The sequence below is a fragment of the Pseudarthrobacter siccitolerans genome, from assembly GCF_030823375.1.
Lineage (GTDB): Bacteria > Actinomycetota > Actinomycetes > Actinomycetales > Micrococcaceae > Arthrobacter > Arthrobacter siccitolerans_A.
The window spans coordinates 3658572-3681574 of the sequence record NZ_JAUSXB010000001.1 but is presented as its reverse complement, the minus strand read 5'-3'; the positions used below and the strand labels follow the sequence as shown (position 1 = coordinate 3681574).

Here is a 23003-nt window from a genome sequence, read left to right as displayed (position 1 = left end):
TAGCCCACGGCGAAGCCGGGCCAACGGCGAAGCCGGGCCAACAGCGAAGCCGGGCCAACAGCGAAGCCGGGCCAACAGTGAGGCCGGGCCCGGGCGGGTCAGCCTGCAGCCCGCCCGGCAGTCTCCCGGCCGCTGGGCGCAGGATTGTTGTCCGCCCCATAGGTGTAGACGGTGAAGGTGGCGGTGGTGATGTCCCCATTGGCGTCGAAGGCAACCGGGCCCGACACGCCGTCGTAATTAATATCCGGGCCGGACATCAGCCCTGCCCGGCAGTCCTTGTAGGTGAGGCAGGCGTCGGCCGCCGGTTTCCCGGTGGATCCTTCCACCGTTCCTCCGGAAGCAGCGATCAGGTTGGCGGCGATGGAGCGGCCCGCGTCGTCCTGCGCCCGGGCGGCAGCCAAGGCAGCAACGGTCACGGCGTCATAGGCCTCGGCCGCAAAGGATACATCCTTCAGGCCCGGATCCACCGTGAGCAGCCTGGCCTGGAAGTCCGCCTCGGGGAGCTGCCCGGCAACCACCGAGCGGGCGCCGTCGAGTGACTTGGCCGGCAGGCGGGAGCCGTATCGCGCGAAGGCGCCGTCGCTGAGGATGATCCGTTTCCCGTCCACGCCGGCATTGCCCAGTTCGGCCAGGGCGCCCTGCGCACCATCCCGGGCGATGACTATTACCGCGTCCGCGTTGGCCCTGTCCACGGCAGCAGCGGCACTGCCCGCCTCGCCCGGCTTGAAGCCGGCAGTGGCGGCCACTGCCAGGCCGGCCTCCCCGGCAGAGGCGGCGACGGCGGCAGACAAGTCCTTGCCGTAGGAGCCTTCCTGGTACATCACCGCAACAGTGTTGGCGCCGGCGTCCTTGGCGAGCTTCACGAGGACGGGGCCTTGCGCCACGTCGGCAGCTGCGGTCCGGAAGTAATAGCCGCCGCTGTTGGCGGTGCTCAGCCCGGCGGCCGTGTTGGCAGGCGAGATCAGCGGAGTCCGGGCGCGGGAGAGGATGTCGATGGCGGCGGCGGCGTGGCTGGAATCGGTGGGGCCGATGACAACGTCAGCCTTAGCGGCAACGAGGGCCTGGGCCTGCCCGGCCGCATCCTGCCCGGATCCGGTGGGAAGGAGCTCCACCGGCTTGCCTTTATGGCCGCCGGCGGCATTGATCTCCTGCACTGCGAGCTTGGCGGCCGCCAGCTGCGGTGCGTTCAGGAAGGCGTTGTCGCCGGTGCTGTCCAGGATCAGCCCCACCCTCAAAGTGCCGTCTCCGGACGCCTCCACAGGTTCCACCCGCGCATTGCCGGTGGCGCCGGAACAGGCTGCCAGGGCCAGGATAGAACAGGCCGCCGCGGCCAGGACCGTCCGGCGGATGTCCACGGGACGCAGGAAAGCGGTGTTCACTCGGCCGGCCGGACGCTTTCGGCCTGCGGGCCCTTCTCGCCTTCGCCCACCTCGAGCTCCACGCGCTGGCCTTCGTCGAGGGCCCGGTAGCCTTCGCCCTGGATTGCGGACCAGTGGACAAAGACGTCATCGCCCGTGCCGTCGACGGTAATGAAGCCGTAGCCCTTTTCCGCGTTGAACCATTTGACGGTTCCCAGTGCCATGTCCGACCACTCTTTCAATTGTGTCCGGGCGTCCCCGCCGCTGTGCCGGCTGGCCCGGACCGAACCTGAAAATCACTCTAGCCAACTCAATGGCGGCCGGAGCGGGACGGCTCCGGGACAACCGGCAATAGTTATTCAGGCGTAACAGCCGGTACCCAGGCAGGGACATCCCCGTGCTGTTTGCCCATAAAGACAATTGCTGTTTATCGGTAACCGGGGCCGAGCACCACAACCAGGGGTACCTGGAATTCGGTACTGTTCACCATCGTGGGAATACCCAGGAGGTCCGCCAGGGCCTGGGCGCCGGCGAGTTGGCCTGCTCCCGAGTAGAAGATGATGGAGGTTCGCTGCGGGGAGCCGGACCAGTTGCCCACCTGCCCCAGCGTCCAGCCATCAGCCTGGACCGTGCCGCCAACCCGGCTGGCCAGCCCTGCTGTCCCCGTGGCGTTGTAAATGGCAACGCCTTGCGCCTTGTTGATCAAGGCCGGGGCCGTGGCAGATGCGCTCGGCTCCGGTTCGGCCTCGGCACTCGGTTCGGGTTCAACCGAAGCGGAGGGGTGTGCTTCGGTTGAGGGGGACGTGTCCGGAGTCGCCGAAGGCGTGGAACCGGTGCCGGCCAGTGGCGCTGCCTCCTGGCTGACGGATGCCTGGTCGCCGGCGGTGCTGAAACCGAGCTTCGGGAGGATCAGGAAGGACACCAGTCCGATGGCCAGTGCGGCTACGCCCACCGCAAGGATCGGCCACAACCGTACCCGGGAAGGGGCGGAAGCCGTGCGGTGGACACCTTGTCGCGAAGCAGTCTCCGGGACCTTGTCGAATTCATCGCGGGCGTATCTGGTCATGGTGGATGACATCCTTGTTGGTTTGCTGCTGGAGGGCACAGCGGGAGCGTCTTACGCGTCGGACCCCAGGCGCCGTGCGGTACGGGCACGGTGACGCGACGTACGTAGTCTACGCAATCGCTTGACCAGCATGGGATCGTGGGCCAGTGCGTCCTCGGTATCGATGAGGGCATTCAGCAGCTGGTAGTAGTGCGTCGCAGACAGGTCAAAGAGCTCCCGGATGGCCTGTTCCTTGGCCCCGGCGTACTTCCACCATTGCCGCTCCAGGGCAAGCATCTGCTGGTCCCGCTCGCTCAGCGGCGAGTCACGGAGCGTAAAGTCGGCCAGGAGCGAATGCCGTGGTTCCTGCTCCGGCAGGTGCTCCCGAGCTGGTTCCGCCACTGCACGCTCCTTTTGCTGTTTGCGAAAATGTCTGACCCCCATGCTAACGGGCGAAGAACACCCATGTCATTTGCAGGCAGGAAGGGCTGCCGGCCCCTTGCCAAGGGCGCCCCTGCAAGAATGGGACGGTGTTTGAATCAGATGCCTTGTTCGAACTGGCGCAGGAACCGGCAGACGCGCCGGGTTTCGCCGAGCTCGCGCGGCTTCCCCTGGACGAGCTGATGGCACCCGATTGGGCAGAAGCGCTGGCGGGCGTCGAGGAGGAACTTCGCCACGTGCTCACCTTCCTTGCCGGCGAAGTGGCAGCGGGGCACCATGTCCTGCCGGCGCCGTCGAACGTCCTGCGGGCCTTCCGGCAGCCGCTCGCGGACGTCAGGGTCCTCATCGTGGGCCAGGATCCCTACCCCACGCCGGGGCACGCGGTGGGGCTGTCCTTTTCCGTTGATCCGCACACGCGGCCCATCCCGCGGAGCCTCGCGAATATCTACCGCGAGCTGGAAGCGGACCTCGGAGTTCCGGCCCGGGTGCACGGGGACCTTTCCGCGTGGGCTGACCAGGGCGTGCTGCTCCTGAACCGGGTCATGACGGTGCGGGCGGGCTCAGCGGGTTCCCACCGCGGCAAAGGCTGGGAGAAAATCACGACGGCGGCCGTCACCGCGGTGGCACGCAGGCACCGTACGGACGGGTCACCGATGCCCCTCGTTGCCGTGCTGTGGGGAAAGGACGCGGAAGGCCTCCGGCCGCTCCTGGACGGGGCCCCCGTGGTGGCAAGCGCGCATCCCAGCCCGCTGTCCGCGTCCCGCGGCTTCTTCGGCTCCCGCCCCTTCAGCCGCGTCAACGAACTCCTGCGCGCCCAGGGTGCGCTGGACGTAACCTGGGAGCTCCCGCCAGTCCCCTAGCTTAGGCTTGCCTTATGAGCACCATGCCCGCCGCCACCAGCGCCACCAAAAAAAGCCGTCCGCAGGTCAACCTCACCGTGATCCGCCGGGAAGAACTGTCCCCGCATATGGTTCGGATTGTTGCCGGCGGGGACGGCTTTGCGGACTTCACCAACAATGACTTTGTGGACCGGTACATCAAGCTGGTCTTCCCGCAGCCCGGCGTCGAATACTCCTCCCCGCTGGATCTGTGGAGCATCCGCGAAACCATGCCGCGGGAGCAGTGGCCCTTCACCCGCACCTACACCGTCCGCTGGGTGGATGCTGCCGCGCGCGAACTGGCCATCGACTTTGTGGTGCACGGCGCCGAAGGCCTGGCAGGTCCCTGGGCGGCCACGGCGCAGCCCGGCGACACCGTGACGTTCACCGGCCCGGGTGGCGCCTACAACCCCGCGCCCGAGGCGGACTGGTACCTCTTTGCCGGCGACGAGGCGGCGCTCCCGGCCATCGCGGCATGCGTGGAATCATTGCCCGCCGAGGCGACAGGCCTGGCGTTCCTTGAAGTCGATTCCGACGCCGACATCCAGCACATCGCGGCCCCCGCCGGAGTGGAACTCCACTGGCTCAGGCGCAACGGAGTCCCCGCCGGCGAGAGCAACCTCCTGGTCCAGGCGGTGGCGGACGCGGAATGGCCCGACGGCCGCGTGGACGTCTTCGCCCACGGCGAGCGTGGCTACATGAAGGCCCTGCGCGACGTTTTGTTCAAGCAGCGCGGCCTGGACCGCAAGCAGGTTTCGCTCTCGGGCTACTGGGCCAAGGGCCGCGTGGAGGACGTGTTCCAGGCGGAGAAGAAGCTGCCGGTCGGCCAGATTTAGGCGGTACCCATCAGCGGCAGATCCAGTCAGCGGCGCCGGGCTCGGCGCCGCTCATTGCTCGCCAGGCTCCGGGTCAGCGGCCTCGCGAGGGTGTCACCCAGGACGATCCCGCCCGCCGTTCCCAGGACGATCGCGCCGGCGTTGAGCATTCCCCCGGCGCCGAGGAGGATCTCGGCTTCCTCGATGGTGAGCACGTACATGGACCGGAAGATCGTCAGGCCCGGCAACAGGATCAATGCTGCCGGCACGGCCACCACAAGCTGCGGTGCCCCCATCCGGAGGGCAACCACCCGGGCCAGCAGGCCGATGACCACCGCAGCGAGGGCGGGTGAGAAGCGGTCCCCGACTCCCAGCTGGCCGGCAGCGAGCAGGACGAAGTAGCCCGCCACTCCCACGCCTGCCGTGGGCAGCAATAGCTTCCAGCTGGTCTGTTCCGTGATTCCGATGGCCATCACGGCCACCGCCACGAAGAGCACCAGGACCCAGAGGTCGTAGGCGGGCGGGAATGTCTGCGTGACGTCGATGCGCTGCATCCCCGTCAGCTCCCCCACCACAAACGCGACGGCGATGCCCGCCACGATGGCACCGAACGTCAGCAGTGTGGACAGGAAACGTCCAGCTGCCGTGACCGGGAAGCCGTTGATCGCATCCTGCACGGAGGAGACGAGGCGTCCCGTGGGCAGGAGCAGGAGGATGCCGCCCACCACCACGATGGCGGGAGACGTTGTCAGCCCGAACTGCCAGAGCACCAGCGCCAGCTGGGTCACAACAAACGAACAGCTGGCAGTGATGAAGAAGTCCGGCACCCGCCACCGGCCCAGCTGGCGGGCCAGCAGGCTGATGCCGATGTTGACGACGAAGGCGATGACAGACGATACCGGGCCGCCGCCCAGGACGCCCACAAAAGCCGCCGCGAACGTGCCGAACGCCACCGTGACCAGCCACCGGGGGAAGGGCTTGGGGCTGGTGATGGCCTCGCCAAGGCGGCGGATCGCCTCGTCACGGCCTACGCCGCCGGCCACGATATCCGTCACCAGCTGGTGGACCTTGGCCAGACCCGCGTAGTTGTTCGTCCAGGAACGCACCACCCGCAGCAGGGAGATGGGCGTCTGGTCCTTCGGGGCGTAGTTGATGCCCACGGACTGGTTGGTGATGTCCACTTCGATGTTTTTCAGGCCCAGCGCCGCGGTGACGGCGATGATGCTGGTTTCAACCTCGAGAGCACCGGCGCCGTAGCGGAACATGGTTTCGGCCAGGTGCAGGGCGAAGTCGAGGGTCTTCCGGGCGGAGGTGTCAACGCCGCCCACCTGGATCATCGGGTTGGCGTACGGGCTGCCGGTAAGGCGGTCCACGATGCTCAAGGGGGCGGTGGGCGGGTTTTCGCCCTGCACCAGCCGCCGCAGCATTCTTTTTGCGGCGGCGTTCTGCCGCGCCTGGGACGGGGTCAGGGGCTCGGTCTTGGGCAGTCCGTCCGTGTGCGGCCTGCGCCCGGGGTGTTCCGGCCGGTTAGTCATGGTTGCCTCCTCCCAGTGCGGTGCTGTGAACCGGTACGGTGCTGTGGACAGTCTTTCAGGCCGAACGCCTCAAAGGCAGCCTGCCCAGCACTGTGCGGGCCGCGGCCACCGCGGTCCGGGCCAGGCGGTTCGCCTGGAAGACGGCCGGCCGGACCGGCATCACGAAGTCACCCATCAGCTGGACCACTTCGCCGCCGAAGCCCTTCTTGAACTCGTAGCCGCCGTGGCCCTCCTCGTCCTGTCCCGAGATGCCGAACGTTCCGTAGAAGTTGTAGCGGGCGTAGCCCTTTTCCAGCGCGTGCAGCATCATTCCCCAGTACAGGGAGGTGGCGCCGTTGAAGTAGATGTAGTCCTGCACGGTGCCGCCGATCACGCATACCACCTCGTCCCCGTAGCAGACGAAGTGGATGGCGGCCACGGTGGCAACGCCTACGGAGTCGGGGAAGCGTTCGATGTCCTTGAGGCTCCGCTCGTAGCTGTCCACGAGGTCCTGGACTACTTTGAGCCGGTTGGCCTTTTTCTTGCTGCCAGTCTCTTCCACTTCGCGGCGGAGCCCGGCCGCAGTGGCCGATTCCGCGGCCAGCCGCTCCGTGATGGATTTCCGGTAGGCCGGAATGTCGATCTTGGCCATCATGAGTTTGGTGAACTCCGGGGACGTGGTGCGGAGCAGATGCTCGTAGTAAGCGCGTTCGCGGTAAACGAACCCCTTTTCGTCCCCGGCCTTGCTCAGGGCACTGTAGAAGTCGTCGAGGGTTTCCAGCGTGGCCTGTTCCAGGAAGACACCGTTTTTCTCGGCTTTCCGGATGGCCTTGCGGGTCCGGTAGCTGGTGCCCATGATGAGTTCTTCTGCGTCTTTGATCCCTTCCAGGCTCTTAATGAACATCCAGTTCACGTTGACGAAGTTCATGTCCAGTCCCTGGTGCTGGAACCCGAGCCCGGAAAGCTGTGCCACCAGCGGGCGGTTGTCCTCATTCTCCGGGTGTTCGGCGCCATCCTCGTCGCGTGCGATGTATTTGAGGTTGGGGGAAATCCGCAGCTCCGCGGCTTTGCGTTCGGCGGCACGCCCGCGGAGGAGTGCGACGACGTCGCGCACCAGTTCGAGGTCCGCATAGTCCATCAGGGGGCCCTTGGCACATTCGCACACCGTGTACCCCAAGCGGGTGGTGGTGTAGTTCAGTTTCCCGGCAGCCACCAGTTCGCCGCCTCGCCGGATGCCGAAGAGCTCCACCTGCTGCCCGCGGGCGCGCTGGAACCGGGAGAAGTCAACGGACTGGAGGAAGCTGTTTTGCGGGTGCTTAACTGCAAAGGCCTCGAACTCTGAGTCGCTGAGGATGGCAAATTCAAGATCGGTGCCGGTGGTGACTGGATTCAAGGGATTTCCTTATTCACGGTGTTCGGCCTAGGGGTCAGGCGCAGGGTCAGGGACGGGTGTTGTGGCGCGGCTCCACTTCGGCCTGTTGAGGGTCAGCCTGTTGTGGTTCAGCCTGCGCCGGGGCGGCGGTCAGTAGAACTGCTGGCCGGTCCGCGCTGTTTCGATTCGGCGGAAGACTTTTTCTGCGCCGCCGACCCAGAGACGGTGGCGGAGCGGGGCAAGGATGTAGTCGTGGCAGCCCACAAAATCTGTGACTGTTTTGGTGAAGCTCGTTTTGAACATCCCCATGCCGTACAGGTTGTGGCTCTTGTCCTTGATCAGGGAGGCGGGCGGGGTGCCGCAGAAGTCGTATTCGGTGCAGCCCAGTTCCTGCATCCGCCGGATGGCGGCCCACTGGACCAGATGCGAATCGCCGTACTGTTTGCGGTTCTGGGTGGAACCGCCGTCCTTGTAGGTTGCCTTGGCGCCGTAGTTGATCACGAACGCGCCCACGCTGGGTTTTCCGTCCTCGTAGACGAAGAAGAAATTGCCCTGGCCGCGGTTGCAGAACTCGTCCCAGAACGCAGCGTAGTACTCGTAGCTGCGCAGGGGCATGGAACCTTTGGCGTTCACTGTGTCCGCCATGAGGTCATACAACGCACGGTAGGTTTCGGGGCCGGGTTCTTTCCGGAGCACCTCGCAGCCTTCCCGCTCGGCGCGGCGGATGGCGTTGCGGGCCCGGGAGGAGATTGCTTTGAAGACCGCTTCTTCCGGGCCGGAGATATCCAGCAGCGCGGTGGAGTCGTTGGACTGGATGTTGGGCGCCTTCACCAGGCCGGCGGCGGACAGCTGGGCCTGGGCATCGACGGAGTCCACGATGTCCGGTTCGATCTTGATGGTGAAGACGTTGAGCTTCCTGTCCCGGGCGAACGCTGCGCAGGCTTCGAGTGCCCCGCTGAGGTCTCCGGCTGCTGCGAGGTCAGGGCCCTTGATAAGGTACCAGAGCCGGCCCAGGAGCGGGAACGTCTTCTCCAGCACCAGGTTGTAGCTGGCTGAGCCGGGGCTTTCCAGTACCAGGAACCGGACCCTCCAGCCAGTGCCGTTCTTCACCGACGCGTAGGCGGCGGACTGCAGCATGTTGCCGCCATTGGGATTGGCCGTGACGTGCTTGTCCCAGTTTTCAATTTCCTCGTCGGTGGCAAAACGTGCAGTGAATTCTCGCAAGGGGGCCGTGTCCAATCGGGGGTTGTGCGCGGTTCTGTACTCGTGGCTGCGTGCGGACATGCAGCCTCAAGTCTAAAGCCTGCCGGCGCGGGGCCTTTTCAGCGGGGTGGGGCCGGCGCCCTTTTGCCGCTGCTGCGGACGGGCCTGTTGCCTTGACTCCAGCAAGGGTCCTGGCAAGGGTTGAGGCATGCAGCCGTATCCCGGAGAAGTGAAACCAGCCCGGACCAAGGATGCGGAACGGCCGGGCACCGGCAGGCAGGTCCTGGTGTTGGCTGGCTTCCTGGCAGCGTCGTTCGTCGTTGCGGGTCTCGGGTCACTGGCCACGTTCAACAGCGTGAACGGCTGGTATGCCACTGCGGACAAGGCTCCCTGGTCGCCGCCCAACTGGATCTTCGGCCCGGTCTGGACATTTCTGTACACGGCGATGGCCGTATCCGCCTGGCTGGTTTGGCGGAAGCATGCCCCGGGGACCCCGCGCGCTTTGAAGGTTTACGGAATCCAATTGGCTCTGAACCTTGCGTGGACCCCGGTATTCTTCGGGCTTTATCCCGCTATCGGCGGAGCTGCTCTGTGGTTGGCGCTGGCCATCATCGTTGCCTTGATCGCCGCCGTCGCGGTGGCGGTACTGTCCTTCGGCCCCATCAGCCGCATGGCAGGCCTGCTTCTGCTGCCGTACGTGTCCTGGCTGGTGTTCGCCGGCACGCTGAACTGGTGGGTTGCCCTCAACAACTGACCGGGCCCGTCACCGCGGCCTGGGCTAAGGCCGCCGCTAGCACACAGCTACGTTGACGGCGAGGCCGCCCATGGCCGTTTCCTTGTATTTGGAGCTCATGTCCTTGCCGGTTTCGCGCATGGTCACGATCACTTCATCGAGCGAGACCCGGTGGGAGCCGTCGCCCCAGAGGGCCATCTTCGCCGCGTTGATCGCCTTCGCCGCAGCGATCGCGTTCCGTTCGATGCAGGGCACCTGCACCAGCCCGCCGATCGGATCGCACGTCAGGCCCAGGTTGTGCTCCATCGCGATCTCCGCGGCGTTCTCCACCTGGGCAGGGGTTCCGCCCATCACCTCGGCCAGGCCTGCCGCGGCCATGGACGACGCCGAGCCCACCTCGCCCTGGCAGCCCACCTCAGCACCGGAAATGGACGCCTGCTCCTTGTACAGCACCCCGACGGCGCCGGCAGCGAGCAGGAACCTGACCACCACGTCGTCGCGGTCCTCCTGGCTGGCGTTCTCCATCCCCGGGGCAAAGTGCAGCGCGTAGTACAGCACCGCCGGAATAATCCCCGCGGCCCCGTTCGTGGGTGCGGTGACCACCCGGCCGCCCGACGCGTTCTCCTCATTCACCGCCAGGGCAATCAAGTTAACCCACTCCTGCCAATACTTCGGGTCATGGAACTCCTGGTCCTGGCCCTCAGCGTCCGGCCGTGAGCTTTCCTTCTTCAGCCGGTCGTACCAGTCCGGCGCCCGACGGCGGACCTTCAGCCCCCCGGGCAGCACGCCGTCGCGCTTCAGGCTGGTCTGCACACAGCCCTCCATCACCGAGTAGATGTGCAGCAGGCCTTCGCGGATGTCCTCCTCCGAGCGGGAGGCCTTCTCGTTGACCAGCATGATGTCGGCGATCGAGAGGCCCTTGCTCTGGCAGCGGCCCAGGAGTTCCGCCGCTGTGCGGAAGGGCAGTGGCAGTTCCTTCTTGGATTCCTCCAGCTGCTGCTGTGCCGCGTCCTCCTCGCCCTCCCGGACGATAAACCCGCCGCCCACCGAAAAGAACGTTGCTGTGTGAAGGATCTCGTCCTCGGCATCAAAGATAGTGAAGGCCATGCCGTTGGTGTGCCGCGGCAGGATGGTCAGCGGCCGCAGCACCATATCCTTCACCCCATACGGCAGGGGCACGGCACCGGCCAGCTGCAGGATCCCGGTCTCGGCAATCGTTGCCAGCCGCTCCTCCACCTCCTCCGGCAGGATCAGCTCCGGATGGAAGCCCTCCAGCCCCAGCAGGATGGCGGTCATGGTGCCGTGCCCGTGGCCGGTCGCCGCGAGCGAGCCGTACAGGTCAACCCGCAGCGACGCCACCCGGTCCAGGGCTCCGGTGGACTTCAGCTCCTCGGCGAAGACAGCGGCAGCCCGCATCGGCCCCACCGTATGCGAGCTCGAAGGCCCGATCCCGATGGAAAAGAGATCAAAGACACCAACAGCCATGGTCAGTTCCTAACTAAAAGGGGGTCGGTGGTTGGGCTTGCCGAGAGTTTCGACAGTCTCAATCACCGGTGGTTGAACCTGTAGAACCGACAGCAAAGGTTCTACAGGTCCCCGCCGTTTTTGGACGCGTAGTCCTGAGCGGACAGCAGGGGCCCTTCGGATTCGGCAGCTACCTTGAAGAGCCAGCCGGCTCCGTACGGATCGTTGTTGATCAGGGCGGGATCATCCACAACTCCAGTATTGATCTCCACCACCTCACCCGTCACGGGCGAATACAAATCAGAAACAGACTTCGTGGATTCCACCTCGCCACAGGTCTCCCCCGCCGTCACAGCAGAGCCCACCTCGGGCAGGTCCACGTACACAATGTCGCCCAACGCATCCGTTGCGACAGCGGAAATCCCGATCGAAACCAGGTTTCCATCCTCCCGGGCCACCCACTCGTGCTCGTCGGAGTACTGCAATTCAGCGGCAACTTTAGCCATGTGTTTTTCCTTTGCTTCTTGAAACTGTGGTGCAAATCTTTGTGGCTGGGTTGGTGGTGGGTGGCCGAATTCCTCCGCGTACTCCCCACCGTCTCCCTGACCTCGCAAGCTCGGCCAGGGAACCCGGACGGCGTGGCCCCATGCTCGCAGGTGACCTGACCTTGAGGGCCCGGCGGAGCCGGGCTTTTCGAAAGCGTGCGTCAAAGCGACGAAGGAGCAGCACGCGTGAAAAGTCCCGTCCGGCGGGCCCGGACGCACCCCTCGGGTCTCGACAGGCTCAACCACCGGGGGTGGTGAGCTTTGCGGGCCCCTTCGGGTGCGGCCTCCGGCAGCGTGCGTCTAAGGGAGCGTCACGTCCGCGCAGCGGGCGTCTTCGCGACCGAGCACGCAGAGGAGGCCGAACCCGACGGGCCCGGACGCAACCCGAAGGTTTCGACAGGCTCAACCACCGAGGTGGTGACGTGACCTTGAGGGCCCGGCGGAGCCGGGCTTTTCGAAAGCGTGCGTCAAAGCGACGAAGGAGCAGCACGCGTGAAAAGTCCGGTCCGCTGGGACCGGACGCAACCAAAAACCGGAAACTACCTGGTGCGCTTGTAGAACGGGAGGTCGACGACTTCGAAGGGCTCTGCTTTGCCGCGGAGATCGATGTCCAGTGCCGTGCCGGGTCCGGTGAGCTCAACGTCGACGTAGGCCATGGCCACGGGATAGCCAAGGGTGGGCGAGGGCTGGCCGGAAGTGACTTCGCCGACGACGTTGCCATCCTTGAGGACCGGGTAGTGGGCGCGGCCGGCGCGGCGGCCCAATCCCTTGAGCCCCACGAGCCTGCGCCCGGTGGTGCTGCCGGCGCCTGCTTCCTTTTTGGCGGCCAGTGCGGCCTTGCCCACGAAGTCGCCTTCCTTGGACAGTGCGACGACGGGTCCCAGGCCTGCTGCGAACGGGTCACCCTCCAGGGAGAGCTCGTTCCCGTAGAGGGGCATCCCCGCTTCGAGCCGGAGGGAGTCGCGGCAGGCGAGGCCCGCGGGCGTCAGCTCCCCGTCGTCCGCGATGGCGACGAGCGCCTGCCACAGGCCGACGGCGTGGTCGTCGGACACAAAGATCTCGAACCCGTCCTCGCCGGTGTAGCCGGTGCGGGCGAGCAGCAGGTCCAGTCCGGTACCGCCGACGAGGATCGGAACCTCCACTGCGGCGTAGTACTTCAGCTCGGTCACCAGGCCGTGCTGGGCGGCGGGGACCAGGCGGAGCAGCAGCTCCTGCGCTTTCGGGCCCTGGACCGCGATCAGGGAGGTGGCTGCGGAGGCGTCGTCGACCTGGGCATCAAATCCTTCAGCCCGCCCGGCCAGGGCAGCAGCCACCACTCCGGCATTGCCCGCGTTAGGAACCACAAGGAAAACGTCGGTGCCGTCGGCAGCTGTGGGCTGGCGGTACGTGATGAGGTCGTCGATGATGCCACCGGCCTCGTTGCAGATGAGGGAGTATTTTGCCTTGCCCACCGGCATGGCGGAAATCTTTCCCACGAGGGCATAATCCAGGAACGCCGCCGCATCCGGGCCGGTCACCCAGACCTCGCCCATGTGGGACAGGTCGAACAGCCCGGCGCTCTTGCGGACGGCGTGGTGCTCGGCGAGCTCGGAGCTGTACTTCAGGGGCATCTGCCGGCCGCCGAAGTCGGTAAAGGAGGCTCCCAGCTTCTTGTGCTCCTCGTAAAGAGCGGTGTACTTCTCAGTCATGGCCCGGGCCCTCAGTTCTCGAACTCGGAAAGCGGCGGGCAGGAGCAGATCAGGTTCCGGTCGCCGGCCGCGCCGTCGATGCGCCCAACCGGCGGGAAGTACTTGTCCTGCTTGAGCGACTTCACCGGGAACACGGCCTGCTCGCGCGGGTAGGCGCGGTCCCAGTCGCTGCTGATGACGGCCGCCGCGGTGTGCGGGGCATTGCGCAGCGGGCTGTCAGTCACGGAGAACTCACCGTGCGCCACCTGGTCAATTTCGGCGCGGATGGAGATCATGGCCTCGATGAAGCGGTCCATCTCGCCGAGGTCCTCGGACTCGGTGGGCTCCACCATCAGGGTCCCCGCAACGGGGAACGCCAGGGTGGGAGCGTGAAAGCCGTAGTCGATGAGGCGCTTGGCCACGTCCTCGGCGGTGACACCCGTCTTGGCCGTCAGCTCGCGCAGGTCCAGGATGCACTCGTGCGCCACCAGGCCGCCTTCTCCCGTGTACAGGACCGGGAAGAAGTCGTTCAGGCGGGCGGCGATGTAGTTCGCGGCGAGCAGGGCAGACTTGGTTGCTTCGGTAAGTCCCTGGCCACCCATCAGCTTCACGTAGGCCCAGGAAATGGGCAGCACGCCGGCGGAGCCGTACTTGGACGCGGAGATCGGGACGTCGTTGCCTTCGGTCCAGGTGGCCGCGTTTCCGGGCATGAACGGGGCCAGGTGCGCCTTGGCAGCAACGGGGCCGACGCCGGGTCCGCCGCCGCCGTGCGGGATGCAGAACGTCTTGTGGAGGTTCAGGTGGGACACGTCGCCGCCGAACTTGCCCGGCTGGGCCAGGCCAACGAGGGCGTTGAGGTTGGCGCCGTCAATGTAAACCTGTCCGCCTGCGGCGTGGATCGCGTCGCAGACTTCGCGCACGTCGGCGTCGTACACGCCGTGCGTGGACGGGTAAGTGATCATAATGCAGGACAGGGCATCCTTGTTGGCCTCGATCTTGGCGTAGAGGTCGGCGTGGTCGATGGTGCCGTCAGCAGCCGTGGCTACCACAACAACCTTCATGCCCGCAAGGACAGCCGAGGCAGCATTGGTGCCGTGGGCCGAAGCCGGGATCAGGCAGACGTTGCGCTGCTGGTCTCCCCGGGAGTGGTGGTAGCCGCGGATGGCCAGCAGGCCGGCGAGTTCGCCCTGTGAGCCGGCGTTGGGCTGGATGGACACCTGGTCGTACCCGGTGATCTCGGTCAGCTGGGCTTCCAGGTCCGCAATCAGCTCGCGCCAGCCTTCGGTCTGGGAATCCGGGGCGAACGGGTGGATGGACGCGAACTCGGGCCAGGAGATGGCTTCCATTTCGGCCGTCGCGTTCAGCTTCATGGTGCAGGAACCCAGCGGGATCATGGTGCGGTCCAGCGCCAGGTCGCGGTCGCTGAGCTTCCTGATGTAGCGCAGCAGCTGCGTTTCGGACCGGTGGGTGTTGAACACCGGGTGCTGCAGGAAGTCGGAGGAACGCTCGACGGCGGCGTCCAGGCCAAACGCGTCCGTAACCTCGGCCAGCCGGGCACCAAAGGCTTCAAGGACGGCGTCGACAATGGTCGGCGTCGTGGTTTCATCGGTGGAGAAGCCCACCGTGTCCGCGTCGATGCTGCGCAGGTTGATGCCCCGGGCCTCAGCGCCTGCGACGATGCCTGCGGCCTTGCCCGGAACGGAGACCGTGACGGTGTCGAAGAAGCTGGTGTGCAGGACGTCGAAGCCGGCGGCCTTCAGGGAGGTGGCGAGCGTCGCGGCATGGGCGTGGGCGGACCGGGCGATAGCCTTCAGGCCCTCGGGGCCATGGTACACGGCGTACATTGAGGCCACGATGGCCAGGAGCGCCTGGGCCGTGCAGATGTTGGAGGTGGCCTTCTCGCGGCGGATGTGCTGCTCGCGGGTCTGCAGGGCAAGGCGGTAGGCCGGGACGCCCGCGGAGTCCTTGGAGACACCCACCAGTCGGCCGGGCATGGAGCGTTCCAGGCCTTTCTGCACGGCCATGTAGGCTGCGTGCGGGCCGCCGTAGAACAGCGGGACGCCGAAGCGCTGCGCCGATCCGACGGCGATGTCCGCGCCCTGCTCGCCCGGAGGAGTGATGAGGGTCAGCGCGAGGAGGTCCGCGGCGACGGTGACAAGTGCGCCGCGCTCCTTGGCGTTGGCAATCACTGCGCTGTGGTCGAATACCCGGCCGGAGGCGCCGGGCTGCTGGAGCACCACGCCGTTGATGACGCCGTCGGGAAGGCCTTGGGTGAGGTCAGCGACCTCCACCTCGAAGCCCAGCGCCTCGGCGCGGCCCTTGACGATGGCAATGGTCTGCGGCAGGCAGTCGGCATCCAGCACCGTCTTGCCGTCGTGCGCCTCTTTGTTCTTGTTCGCCCGGCGCATCATCAGCACGGCCTCGGCCACTGCCGTGGCTTCGTCCAGCAGGGAGGCGTTGGCGATGGGCAGGCCAACGAGGTCCTGGACCATGGTCTGGAAGTTCAGCAGCGCTTCGAGGCGGCCCTGGGAGATCTCGGGCTGGTAGGGCGTGTAGGCGGTGTACCAGGCCGGACCCTCAAGGATGTTGCGGCGGATCACCGGCGGCGTCACCGTGTCGTAATAACCCTGGCCAATCATCTGCACCGCGGTCTTGTTCTTCGCGGCCAGCCTGCGAAGTTCGGCGAGCGCCTCCACCTCGCTCAGGGCGCCAGCCAGTTCCAGTGCCGAATCCTGGCGGATGTCCTTGGGCACCGCGGTGTCAACCAGTGCGTCCACGGTGTCGTAGCCCACGGCTTTGAGCATGGTGTCGACGTCAGCCTGGCGGCGGGCGCCAATGTGACGGTCAACAAAGGTGGCAGCCGGCGCAGTGGCGGCCGGAGCGACGGGGGCCGGGGAGGCGGGGGCCGGAGAAACAGTCACGAGGAACTCCATAACTAAGGCGGCGAAGGGTACGCCACATCGATTCGGGTCCTCCCCGCTCTGTAACTGGACCTGAGAGTTTCCGCGGTGCCTGCTTTCGCCGGCCCCGCTTGCACCGTCGGTGAGCACGGCAGTCCAAGTATCCGGGACCGGATACCGGGGCGGACAGCGTGCTGCTTTCCAGAGGTGCCTCGCCGCGGCGGTACATGGGCCTGTGAGATTCCTGGGGAGGTATTGCTCCTACGGCGCCTGCTTGTACCTTCTGGCAGAACTCTCCCGCCGCAGATCAAAGGCTATTCATTTGGGTTGTCACGGGAGCCCGGAGGCGGCCCGTACATTGACCAATTCTCCTATGCCGCCAGCCGTGGAGCAAATGGCTGCTAGCCCCTGAGCCGCTCGACGGCGGCCAGGAGTTCGTCCACCTCGGCCTGCCGGTTGCCGGCCTTTCCGGACGGCCCGCTCTCCCACATGGCGTTGAAGTACAGCCCGTCCCCCATGTACAGCACGGCCTTTGCCATTGCCGGGCCCACATCCCTGCCGATGAGCTCCAGCCATTGCCGCTGGATGGCGGCGAAGCGGCGGCGGGCCTCCTCGTGGGCCACTTCAGCGAGGCGCGTGGCGGCCACGAAGGACCTGTCCATGGGGGTGTCGGACCAGAGCGATGACCGGATGAAATAGGCCGCCGCGCCTTCGGGCGCGGATTCCATGACGCCCAGATCCTCCCCCGCCAGGCGGTCCAGCCGCTCAAGGGTCGCCGCGATCAGCGCCTCCTTGTTGGGGAAGTGGTACAGCAGCCCGCCTTTGGAGACACCTGCCCGTTTCGCCACCGCGTCCAGGGTGGCGGCGCGCTCCCCCACGTCGATCAGGAGTTCTTCAAAGGCATCGAGGACTGCATCTCGCGCAACGGGTTTTCTGGCCATGGTTCCAATCATGCATTGTCCGGATCCCGTTTCTTAACTGTACCGTCTGGACGGTATAGTTAATTGGATGACCGCTTTCTCCACCCCGCAGCAGGACCGAACCACACTGAAGGCCCCGGCAGCCCGCCACCCTGATTTAACCCGGGGCACCTGGCGCGACTGGCTTGCCCTGGGACTGCTGATGTTCCCGGTCCTGCTCGTCGCCGTCGACAACACAGCCCTGACGTTTGCCCTGCCGGCGATTGCCCGGGCCCTAGGCACCTCCGGCGTGGAACTTCTGTGGATCGTGGACGCCTACCCGCTGGTGCTGGCGGGACTGCTCGTTGCCATGGGGAGCCTGGGCGACCGGATCGGACGGCGCCGGCTCCTGATCATCGGCAGCATCGGCTTCGCGGCAGTGTCAGCCGCAACGGCATTCGCCCCCACTGCCGGCTGGCTGATAGCGGGCCGGGCCGCCCTGGGTTTCTTCGGCGCGATGCTGATGCCCTCCACACTGTCCCTGATCCGCAACATCTTCCCGGACCCCAACCGCCGCCGGCTGGCAATCGCCATCTGGGCGGCCGGGTTTTCCGGCGGCGCGGCCCTCGGGCCGATCTTCGGCGGGTGGCTCGTGGAACAATTTTGGTGGGGAGCGGTGCTCCTGGTGGCGGTGCCCATCATGTTGCCGCTGCTGGCTTTCGGCCCGGCGTTCATTCCGGAATCCCGGGACCCCTCGCCGGGCAGGGTGGACGCGCCGAGTATCCTGCTCTCGCTGCTGACCATGGTGCCGGTGGTCTACGGCATCAAGGAATACGCCACCAAGGGACCGGCACCCCTGGCCCTGGGAAGCATAGCCTTCGGACTGGCCATGGGCGCCGCGTTCGTCCGCCGGCAACAGCGGCTGGACAGCCCCTTGCTGGACATGTCCCTGTTCCAAAACCGGGTGTTCAGCACGGCCATCACGGCGAACGTCCTTGCCCTGTTCTCCTTCAACGGCTTTATCCTCTTCCTGGCCCAGCACCTGCAACTCCTCGAAGGCATGTCCCCTTCGGCCGCAGGAATGGCCATGATTCCGGCGCTGCTGGCTACCGTGGCGGCAGGCCTGGCGGTGGTGCCCCTGGTCCGCAAGGTCCGTCCCGGCTTTGTGGTGGCAGCCGGACTCGGCATGAGCGCCGGCGGGTACAGCCTGGTGACTTTCGGGAGCCATTCCAACGGGCCGGCGCTCCTGCTCGCAGCGCTGCTGGTCCTGGCGCTGGGCGTGGGGACGGCGGAGACCATCTCCAATGACCTCATCCTGGGCAGCGTGCCGGCGGAAAAATCCGGTGCGGCATCGGCTATCTCTGAGACGGGGTACGAGGTGGGCGCCCTGCTGGGCACCGCGGTGCTGGGCTCGATCCTCACGGCCTCCTACCAGCACAACCTGCATCTGCCGGCCGGCGTCGCGGAAGCTGCCGGCGGCCAGGGCACCGCCCATGCCGGCGAGACTCTGGCCGGAGCCATGGACCTGGCAGCGGGACTGCCTGCTCCCCTGGCGGATGCCGTCCGGCAGGCCGCCGGCTCAGCCTTCGACTCGGGTGTGCACGTCACTGCGGCGATCGGGCTGGTGCTGATGGCGACGGCGGCAGTACTTGCCGCCGTCGTCCTGCGGCAAGTGCCCAAGGCCGGATAAGGCAGCACGCCGCCTGAATACTTCCCGGCAAAACGCAGCGCCCGGGTCCGGACAGGAAGTCCGGAGCCGGGCGCTGGATAGCTACGTGCGCCGGAACGGGCTACTGCGCGTCCGGGGCGGTGACGCTCGCGGTGGCCTTCATGGTCTCGGCATTGACCATCCATGCGAACTGCTCGAGTTTGGCAATGAACTCGTGCAGGAGGTCCGCCGTCGTGGGATCCTCCTCGTCCACCTCGTCATGGACCTTGCGCATGGTGCCTACCGCAGCCTCAAGGGCGGCAACAATGCGCTCGATGGCGTCCTTGGTACTGATGAGGCCCTCGGGAAAAGGAGCGAGGCTGGTGGATTCAGCCACGGTGGAACTGCGCCCGTCCGGCAGGGCGTGCAGTGCCCGCATCCGCTCGGCAGCATCATCGGCAAACTGGCGGGCGGCGTCCACGATCTCATCCAACTGCAGGTGAAGGTCACGGAAGTTGGTTCCCACGATGTTCCAGTGGGCCTGCTTGCCCTGGATGTGCAGTTCGATCAGGTCCGCGAGCACAGCCTGCAGGTTGTTGGTCAGTGTCGGTGAAGCTTTCATGCATCCTCCTCGATTGGTCCAGTAATCCCGACGCTACCAGCCCTTCATCGAGCAACAGAGGGGCGTACGGCAATTTCTCAGTGAGCTTACTAACTCCCCATCAGCCGACATAAAAGAACGTGATTCATATTTCCCCTTGCATCCGCGCCCGTCGCACCTCATACTAAATGAACGTCATTCATTTAGTGACCGTCGTCTCACTGGAGTAGCAAACATGATTGAAATTTCCTGCCTCGGCGCACCCGCTTCCCTGGCCCGGACAACGCCGTCCGCCCGGCCCTCCCTGCGCGTCGGCGTGGTCCAGCACCGGTGGCAAGCGGACAGCGCCGCCGTCGAGGCCGAACTGGACGAGGGCATCGGCCGGGCCGCACGGCTGGGAGCCTCCGTGGTCTTCCTGCCGGAGTTGACGCTTTCGCGCTACCCGGCAGACACCCGCCCGCACAACGACCCGTCCGAAGGCCCCACCCGAACCCGGCCCTCGGACACCGCCGAAGACCTGCTCACCGGCCCCACCTTCCGTTTCGCCGCCGATGCTGCCCGCCGCCACGGAGTATCCGTGCATGCGTCCCTGTACCAGCGCGCGGGAGACCCGGACGGCACGGACGACGGCCTGGGCTTGAACACCGCCATCCTGGTCTCCCCTGAAGGAGAGCTCCTGGCCCGGACGCACAAGCTCCACATCCCCGTCACCGCCGGATACTACGAGGACAAGTTCTTCCGCCAGGGACCGGCCGCCGCCGACGCCTATGAAGTCCACGCTCCCGCGGAACTTGGCGGCGCCCGGCTGGGAATGCCCACCTGCTGGGACGAATGGTTCCCCGAGGTCGCACGGCTGTACTCCCTGGGCGGGGCGGAAATCCTGGTCTACCCCACCGCGATCGGCTCCGAACCGGACCACCCGGACTTCGACACCCAGCCGCTGTGGCAGCAGGTCATCGTGGGCAACGGCATTGCCAACGGCCTGTTCATGATCGCCCCGAACCGGTGGGGCAGCGAAGGGACCCTGAACTTCTACGGCTCGTCCTTCATCTCCGATCCCTACGGCCGGATCCTTGCCCAAGCGCCGCGGGACGAGTCCGCGGTCCTCGTGGCCGACCTCGACCTGGACCAGCGGAAGGACTGGCTGACCCTGTTCCCGTTCCTGGCCACCCGCCGCCCGGACACCTACGCCCGCCTCACCGAACCCGTCCGCCCGAACGAACTCCTGGGCGGCGAGCGCGGCTTCGCAGAGGCCTGCTCATGACCGCGCTGCAGCAGGCCGCAGCCAGCACCGGGCAGTGGCGGATGCCTGCCGAAACTGCCCGCCAGGAGCGGCTGTGGATGGCTTTCCCGGCTGGCGGCTACACGCTCGGCGAATCCGCGGAGGCCGCCCATGCTGCCAGGTCCACCTGGGCTGCCGTGGCGAACGCCGCCGTCGAGTTCCAGCCGGTCACCATGGTGGTGGATCCCGACGACGTCGGCACGGCCGCCGCCTACCTGCACCCTGACGTTGAGGTGCTCGCCGCCCCGCTGAATGATGCATGGATGCGCGACATCGGGCCCACGTTCGTCCTGGACGGCGACGGCCGGCTCGGTGCCGTGGACTGGGTGTTCAACGGCTGGGGCGGCCAGGACTGGGCGCAGTGGGACAAGGACGCGCTGATCGCCGGCGAGGTGGCCGGCCGCTCCGCAGCCCGGCACATCGTGTCAGCACTGGTCAACGAGGGCGGCGGCATCCAGGTGGACGGCCAGGGAACGGTGCTGGTGACGGAAACCGTGCAGCTGGATCCCGGACGCAATCCGGACCTCAGCCGGGCCGACGTCGAGCGGGAACTTGCCCGCACCATCGGCGCCACCCATGTGGTGTGGCTGCCGCGCGGCCTGACCCGGGACTCGGAGCGGTTCGGCACCCGCGGCCACGTGGATATTGTGGCCGCGATCCCCTCGCCCGGCACGCTCCTGGTCCACTCCCAGGAAAACCCGGAACACCCCGATTTCGAGGTCTCCCGGGAAATCATCGACTTCCTCCGGGGCACCACCGACGCCGCCGGCCGGCAGTGGAAGATCATCGAGGTCCCCGCCCCCGAAACCCTGCGGGACGATGAGGGCTTTGTGGACTACAGCTACATCAATCACGTGGTGGTCAACGGCGGCGTCATCGCCTGCAGCTTCAACGACCCCCAGGACGACAAGGCCCTGCAGATCCTGGCGGAGGCCTACCCCGGACGGCGTATTGTCGCCATCGACGCGCGCAAGCTTTTTGCCCGCGGCGGGGGGATCCACTGCATCACCCAACAGCAGCCCGCTGCCTCCCAGAAAGTGGTGTCATGACAGAAACCATCCGCACCGGTACCCCCGCCGCAGGCGGGCATGCCTCCGGCACCGCCCACGGCATTAGCCCCAAGGGCCTGAAGGGCGGGCAGCTGGGACTCCTCGCCGTCGTCGTCCTTGGTATTTCCACCATCGCCCCGGCCTACACGCTCACCAGCGCGCTGGGCCCCACCGTCAACGAAGCAGGGCTGCAACTGCCCGTCATCTTCCTCATTGGGTTCATCCCGATGATCCTGGTGTCCCTGGCCTACCGGGAGCTCAACGCCGACTCCCCGGACAGCGGCACCACCTTCACGTGGGTCACCAAAGCGTTCGGCCCCTGGGTGGGCTGGATGGGCGGATGGGGCCTCCTCGCAGCCAACATCATCGTCCTGTCCAACCTGGCCGGGGTCGCCGTCGACTTCTTCTACCTCTTCCTCTCCCAGCTCACCGGTTCACCCGAACTGGCTGACCTCGCAGCCAACAAGCCGCTGAACGTGCTCACCTGCTTCGTGTTCGTGGCCCTTGCAGTGTGGGTCAGCTACCGCGGCCTGCACACCACCAAAGTGGTGCAGTACGGCCTGGTGGGGTTCCAGCTGCTGGTGCTGGGCCTGTTCGTGGGCATGGCGTTCGCCAACTGGTCCGCGTCTGAAACGGCGATCCCGTTCAGCTGGGACTGGTTCGACGTCACCAAGATCGAAACCTTCGGCCAGATCGCCGCCGGCATCTCCCTGTCCATCTTTGTGTACTGGGGCTGGGACGTCTGCCTGACGGTCAACGAGGAAACCGCCAACGGCAAGAAGACCGCCGGCGTGGCCGGCACCCTGACGGCTGTCATCGTCCTGGCCATCTACCTCCTGGTCAGCATCGCCACCATGATGTTCGCCGGCGTGGGTGATACCGGCAACGGCCTGAACAACGTCGAAAACCACGAGAACATCTTCACGGCACTGGCCTCGCCCATCATGGGACCGTTCGCCATCCTGATGTCCCTCGCCGTGCTCTCCAGCTCCGCGGCTTCCCTGCAGTCCACGTTCATGTCGCCATCGAGGAGCCTGCTGGCCATGGCCCACTACGGGGCGCTGCCGGAACCGTTCAGCCGCGTGAGCAAGCGCTTTGCGACACCGGGCTACGCCACCATCGCGGCCGGCATCCTGTCCGCGGGGTTCTACGCGGTGATGCACGTGCTCAGCGAAAACGTCCTGAACGACACCATCCTGGCCCTGGGCCTGATGATCTGCTTCTACTACGGCCTCACCGCACTGGCCTGCACCTGGTACTTCCGCCACAGCCTGTTCAACAGCGTGCGCCACTTCGTGCTCCGGCTGGTTTGCCCGGTGGTGGGCGGCGTGGGCCTGTTCGTGGTGTTCGCCCAGACCGCCGTGGACAGCCTGGCGCCGGAGTTCGGCAGTGGTTCCGAGGTCTTCGGCGTGGGCCTGGTGTTCATCCTGGGCATCGGCATCCTGGCCTTGGGCGCCGTCGTCATGCTCGTCATGTCCCGCACGCACCCCGGCTTTTTCCGCGGCGAGACCCTGAAGCAGGACACCCCGGCCCTGGTGGTGCCGGAATAGGGCCTAGCAAGCGCACGGAAAAAGGTGCCGCATCCCGGA

The 23003-nt window shown here is 66.3% G+C and carries 20 protein-coding genes and 2 riboswitches; of the genes, 7 read left to right on the top strand and 13 right to left on the bottom strand.

The features are described from left to right. Window positions 1-98: 98 nt before the first annotated feature. The 4 genes from QFZ36_RS17190 to QFZ36_RS17175 form a co-directional block, all read right to left on the bottom strand. Window positions 99-1379: an ABC transporter substrate-binding protein gene (locus QFZ36_RS17190; protein WP_306638170.1), complete on the bottom strand. Its 1281-nt coding sequence runs from the start codon at window positions 1377-1379 to the stop codon at window positions 99-101. Beyond that, a complete protein-coding gene (locus QFZ36_RS17185; RefSeq protein ID WP_306638169.1) occupies window positions 1376-1582 on the bottom strand; it encodes a cold-shock protein in 207 nt (68 codons plus the stop codon). The genes QFZ36_RS17190 and QFZ36_RS17185 overlap by 4 nt, the downstream gene beginning before the upstream one ends. A gap of 203 nt (window positions 1583-1785) precedes the next feature. Further along, window positions 1786-2424, bottom strand: coding sequence for a LytR C-terminal domain-containing protein (locus QFZ36_RS17180; protein WP_306638167.1), 639 nt, complete (start codon window positions 2422-2424; stop codon window positions 1786-1788). A gap of 51 nt (window positions 2425-2475) precedes the next feature. Further along, window positions 2476-2805, bottom strand: coding sequence for a DUF3263 domain-containing protein (locus tag QFZ36_RS17175; RefSeq protein ID WP_306638165.1), 330 nt, complete (start codon window positions 2803-2805; stop codon window positions 2476-2478). Between the two features lie 128 nt (window positions 2806-2933). Here QFZ36_RS17175 and QFZ36_RS17170 point away from each other — a divergent pair, with 128 nt between their 5' ends. Beyond that, window positions 2934-3704 (top strand): uracil-DNA glycosylase, encoded by a 771-nt coding sequence (locus tag QFZ36_RS17170; protein WP_306638163.1) that lies wholly within the window; start codon window positions 2934-2936, stop codon window positions 3702-3704. Between the two features lie 14 nt (window positions 3705-3718). Beyond that, entirely contained in the window at window positions 3719-4558 is an 840-nt protein-coding gene (locus QFZ36_RS17165; RefSeq protein WP_306638162.1) for a siderophore-interacting protein, read from the top strand. 26 nt (window positions 4559-4584) lie between these two features. Here the strand turns inward: QFZ36_RS17165 and QFZ36_RS17160 are convergent, their stop codons facing one another. The 3 genes from QFZ36_RS17160 to QFZ36_RS17150 all read right to left on the bottom strand — a co-directional run bounded on the left by QFZ36_RS17160 (window position 4585) and on the right by QFZ36_RS17150 (window position 8707). Next, a complete protein-coding gene (locus tag QFZ36_RS17160; RefSeq protein ID WP_306638160.1) occupies window positions 4585-6072 on the bottom strand; it encodes a threonine/serine exporter family protein in 1488 nt (495 codons plus the stop codon). 55 nt (window positions 6073-6127) lie between these two features. Then, window positions 6128-7444 carry a peptidoglycan bridge formation glycyltransferase FemA/FemB family protein gene (locus QFZ36_RS17155; RefSeq protein ID WP_306638159.1) on the bottom strand — a complete coding sequence of 439 codons (1317 nt, stop codon included), beginning with the start codon at window positions 7442-7444 and terminating at the stop codon, window positions 6128-6130. Window positions 7445-7573: 129 nt separating this feature from the next. Continuing rightward, window positions 7574-8707, bottom strand: a complete 1134-nt coding sequence (locus QFZ36_RS17150) for a lipid II:glycine glycyltransferase FemX (RefSeq protein ID WP_306638158.1) — start codon at window positions 8705-8707, stop codon at window positions 7574-7576. Between the two features lie 127 nt (window positions 8708-8834). Between QFZ36_RS17150 and QFZ36_RS17145 the strand changes: the two genes are divergently transcribed. After that, window positions 8835-9380, top strand: coding sequence for a TspO/MBR family protein (locus QFZ36_RS17145; RefSeq protein WP_306638157.1), 546 nt, complete (start codon window positions 8835-8837; stop codon window positions 9378-9380). A gap of 36 nt (window positions 9381-9416) precedes the next feature. On the opposite strand, the gene QFZ36_RS17140 is transcribed toward QFZ36_RS17145, so the two are convergent. The 5 genes from QFZ36_RS17140 to QFZ36_RS17120 all read right to left on the bottom strand — a co-directional run bounded on the left by QFZ36_RS17140 (window position 9417) and on the right by QFZ36_RS17120 (window position 16876). After that, a complete protein-coding gene (locus QFZ36_RS17140; protein WP_306638156.1) occupies window positions 9417-10844 on the bottom strand; it encodes an L-serine ammonia-lyase in 1428 nt (475 codons plus the stop codon). A gap of 101 nt (window positions 10845-10945) precedes the next feature. Further along, window positions 10946-11329, bottom strand: coding sequence for a glycine cleavage system protein GcvH (gene gcvH / locus QFZ36_RS17135; RefSeq protein ID WP_306638155.1), 384 nt, complete (start codon window positions 11327-11329; stop codon window positions 10946-10948). Window positions 11330-11907: 578 nt separating this feature from the next. Further along, window positions 11908-13056, bottom strand: a complete 1149-nt coding sequence (gene gcvT, locus QFZ36_RS17130; protein WP_306638154.1) for a glycine cleavage system aminomethyltransferase GcvT — start codon at window positions 13054-13056, stop codon at window positions 11908-11910. An 11-nt stretch (window positions 13057-13067) separates the two neighbouring features. Then, entirely contained in the window at window positions 13068-15968 is a 2901-nt protein-coding gene (gcvP, locus tag QFZ36_RS17125; RefSeq protein ID WP_306638153.1) for an aminomethyl-transferring glycine dehydrogenase, read from the bottom strand. Between the two features lie 38 nt (window positions 15969-16006). Then, a riboswitch (glycine riboswitch) is annotated at window positions 16007-16145 on the bottom strand. Window position 16146: 1 nt separating this feature from the next. After that, window positions 16147-16245, bottom strand: a riboswitch (glycine riboswitch). A 91-nt stretch (window positions 16246-16336) separates the two neighbouring features. Beyond that, window positions 16337-16876: a TetR/AcrR family transcriptional regulator gene (locus QFZ36_RS17120; protein WP_306638152.1), complete on the bottom strand. Its 540-nt coding sequence runs from the start codon at window positions 16874-16876 to the stop codon at window positions 16337-16339. A gap of 67 nt (window positions 16877-16943) precedes the next feature. Between QFZ36_RS17120 and QFZ36_RS17115 the strand changes: the two genes are divergently transcribed. Next, on the top strand, window positions 16944-18524 hold the full coding sequence (locus QFZ36_RS17115; RefSeq protein WP_306638151.1) for an MFS transporter: 1581 nt from the start codon (window positions 16944-16946) through the stop codon (window positions 18522-18524). 100 nt (window positions 18525-18624) lie between these two features. On the opposite strand, the gene QFZ36_RS17110 is transcribed toward QFZ36_RS17115, so the two are convergent. Further along, window positions 18625-19104: a Dps family protein gene (locus QFZ36_RS17110; RefSeq protein WP_306638150.1), complete on the bottom strand. Its 480-nt coding sequence runs from the start codon at window positions 19102-19104 to the stop codon at window positions 18625-18627. Window positions 19105-19318: 214 nt separating this feature from the next. Here QFZ36_RS17110 and QFZ36_RS17105 point away from each other — a divergent pair, with 214 nt between their 5' ends. The 3 genes from QFZ36_RS17105 to QFZ36_RS17095 are packed head-to-tail and all read left to right on the top strand — an operon-like array spanning window position 19319 to window position 22964. Continuing rightward, entirely contained in the window at window positions 19319-20347 is a 1029-nt protein-coding gene (locus QFZ36_RS17105) for a nitrilase-related carbon-nitrogen hydrolase (RefSeq protein WP_306638149.1), read from the top strand. A gap of 41 nt (window positions 20348-20388) precedes the next feature. Further along, window positions 20389-21414: an agmatine deiminase family protein gene (locus tag QFZ36_RS17100; protein WP_306639258.1), complete on the top strand. Its 1026-nt coding sequence runs from the start codon at window positions 20389-20391 to the stop codon at window positions 21412-21414. After that, window positions 21411-22964: an APC family permease gene (locus tag QFZ36_RS17095; protein WP_306638148.1), complete on the top strand. Its 1554-nt coding sequence runs from the start codon at window positions 21411-21413 to the stop codon at window positions 22962-22964. The genes QFZ36_RS17100 and QFZ36_RS17095 overlap by 4 nt, the downstream gene beginning before the upstream one ends. Window positions 22965-23003 lie beyond the last annotated feature (39 nt).

Excerpts from the sequence above, each read along its gene's own strand:
- QFZ36_RS17185 (WP_306638169.1), bottom strand. The coding sequence starts at position 1,582 with ATGGCACTGGGAACCGTCAAATGGTTCAACGCGGAAAAGGGCTACGGC.
- QFZ36_RS17180 (WP_306638167.1), bottom strand. The coding sequence starts at position 2,424 with ATGACCAGATACGCCCGCGATGAATTCGACAAGGTCCCGGAGACTGCT.
- QFZ36_RS17165 (WP_306638162.1), top strand. The coding sequence starts at position 3,719 with ATGAGCACCATGCCCGCCGCCACCAGCGCCACCAAAAAAAGCCGTCCG.
- QFZ36_RS17160 (WP_306638160.1), bottom strand. The coding sequence starts at position 6,072 with ATGACTAACCGGCCGGAACACCCCGGGCGCAGGCCGCACACGGACGGA.
- QFZ36_RS17150 (WP_306638158.1), bottom strand. The coding sequence starts at position 8,707 with ATGTCCGCACGCAGCCACGAGTACAGAACCGCGCACAACCCCCGATTG.
- QFZ36_RS17145 (WP_306638157.1), top strand. The coding sequence starts at position 8,835 with ATGCAGCCGTATCCCGGAGAAGTGAAACCAGCCCGGACCAAGGATGCG.
- QFZ36_RS17140 (WP_306638156.1), bottom strand. The coding sequence starts at position 10,844 with ATGGCTGTTGGTGTCTTTGATCTCTTTTCCATCGGGATCGGGCCTTCG.
- gcvH (WP_306638155.1), bottom strand. The coding sequence starts at position 11,329 with ATGGCTAAAGTTGCCGCTGAATTGCAGTACTCCGACGAGCACGAGTGG.
- gcvT (WP_306638154.1), bottom strand. The coding sequence starts at position 13,056 with ATGACTGAGAAGTACACCGCTCTTTACGAGGAGCACAAGAAGCTGGGA.
- gcvP (WP_306638153.1), bottom strand. The coding sequence starts at position 15,968 with ATGGAGTTCCTCGTGACTGTTTCTCCGGCCCCCGCCTCCCCGGCCCCC.
- QFZ36_RS17120 (WP_306638152.1), bottom strand. The coding sequence starts at position 16,876 with ATGGCCAGAAAACCCGTTGCGCGAGATGCAGTCCTCGATGCCTTTGAA.
- QFZ36_RS17115 (WP_306638151.1), top strand. The coding sequence starts at position 16,944 with ATGACCGCTTTCTCCACCCCGCAGCAGGACCGAACCACACTGAAGGCC.
- QFZ36_RS17110 (WP_306638150.1), bottom strand. The coding sequence starts at position 19,104 with ATGAAAGCTTCACCGACACTGACCAACAACCTGCAGGCTGTGCTCGCG.
- QFZ36_RS17105 (WP_306638149.1), top strand. The coding sequence starts at position 19,319 with ATGATTGAAATTTCCTGCCTCGGCGCACCCGCTTCCCTGGCCCGGACA.
- QFZ36_RS17100 (WP_306639258.1), top strand. The coding sequence starts at position 20,389 with ATGCCTGCCGAAACTGCCCGCCAGGAGCGGCTGTGGATGGCTTTCCCG.
- QFZ36_RS17095 (WP_306638148.1), top strand. The coding sequence starts at position 21,411 with ATGACAGAAACCATCCGCACCGGTACCCCCGCCGCAGGCGGGCATGCC.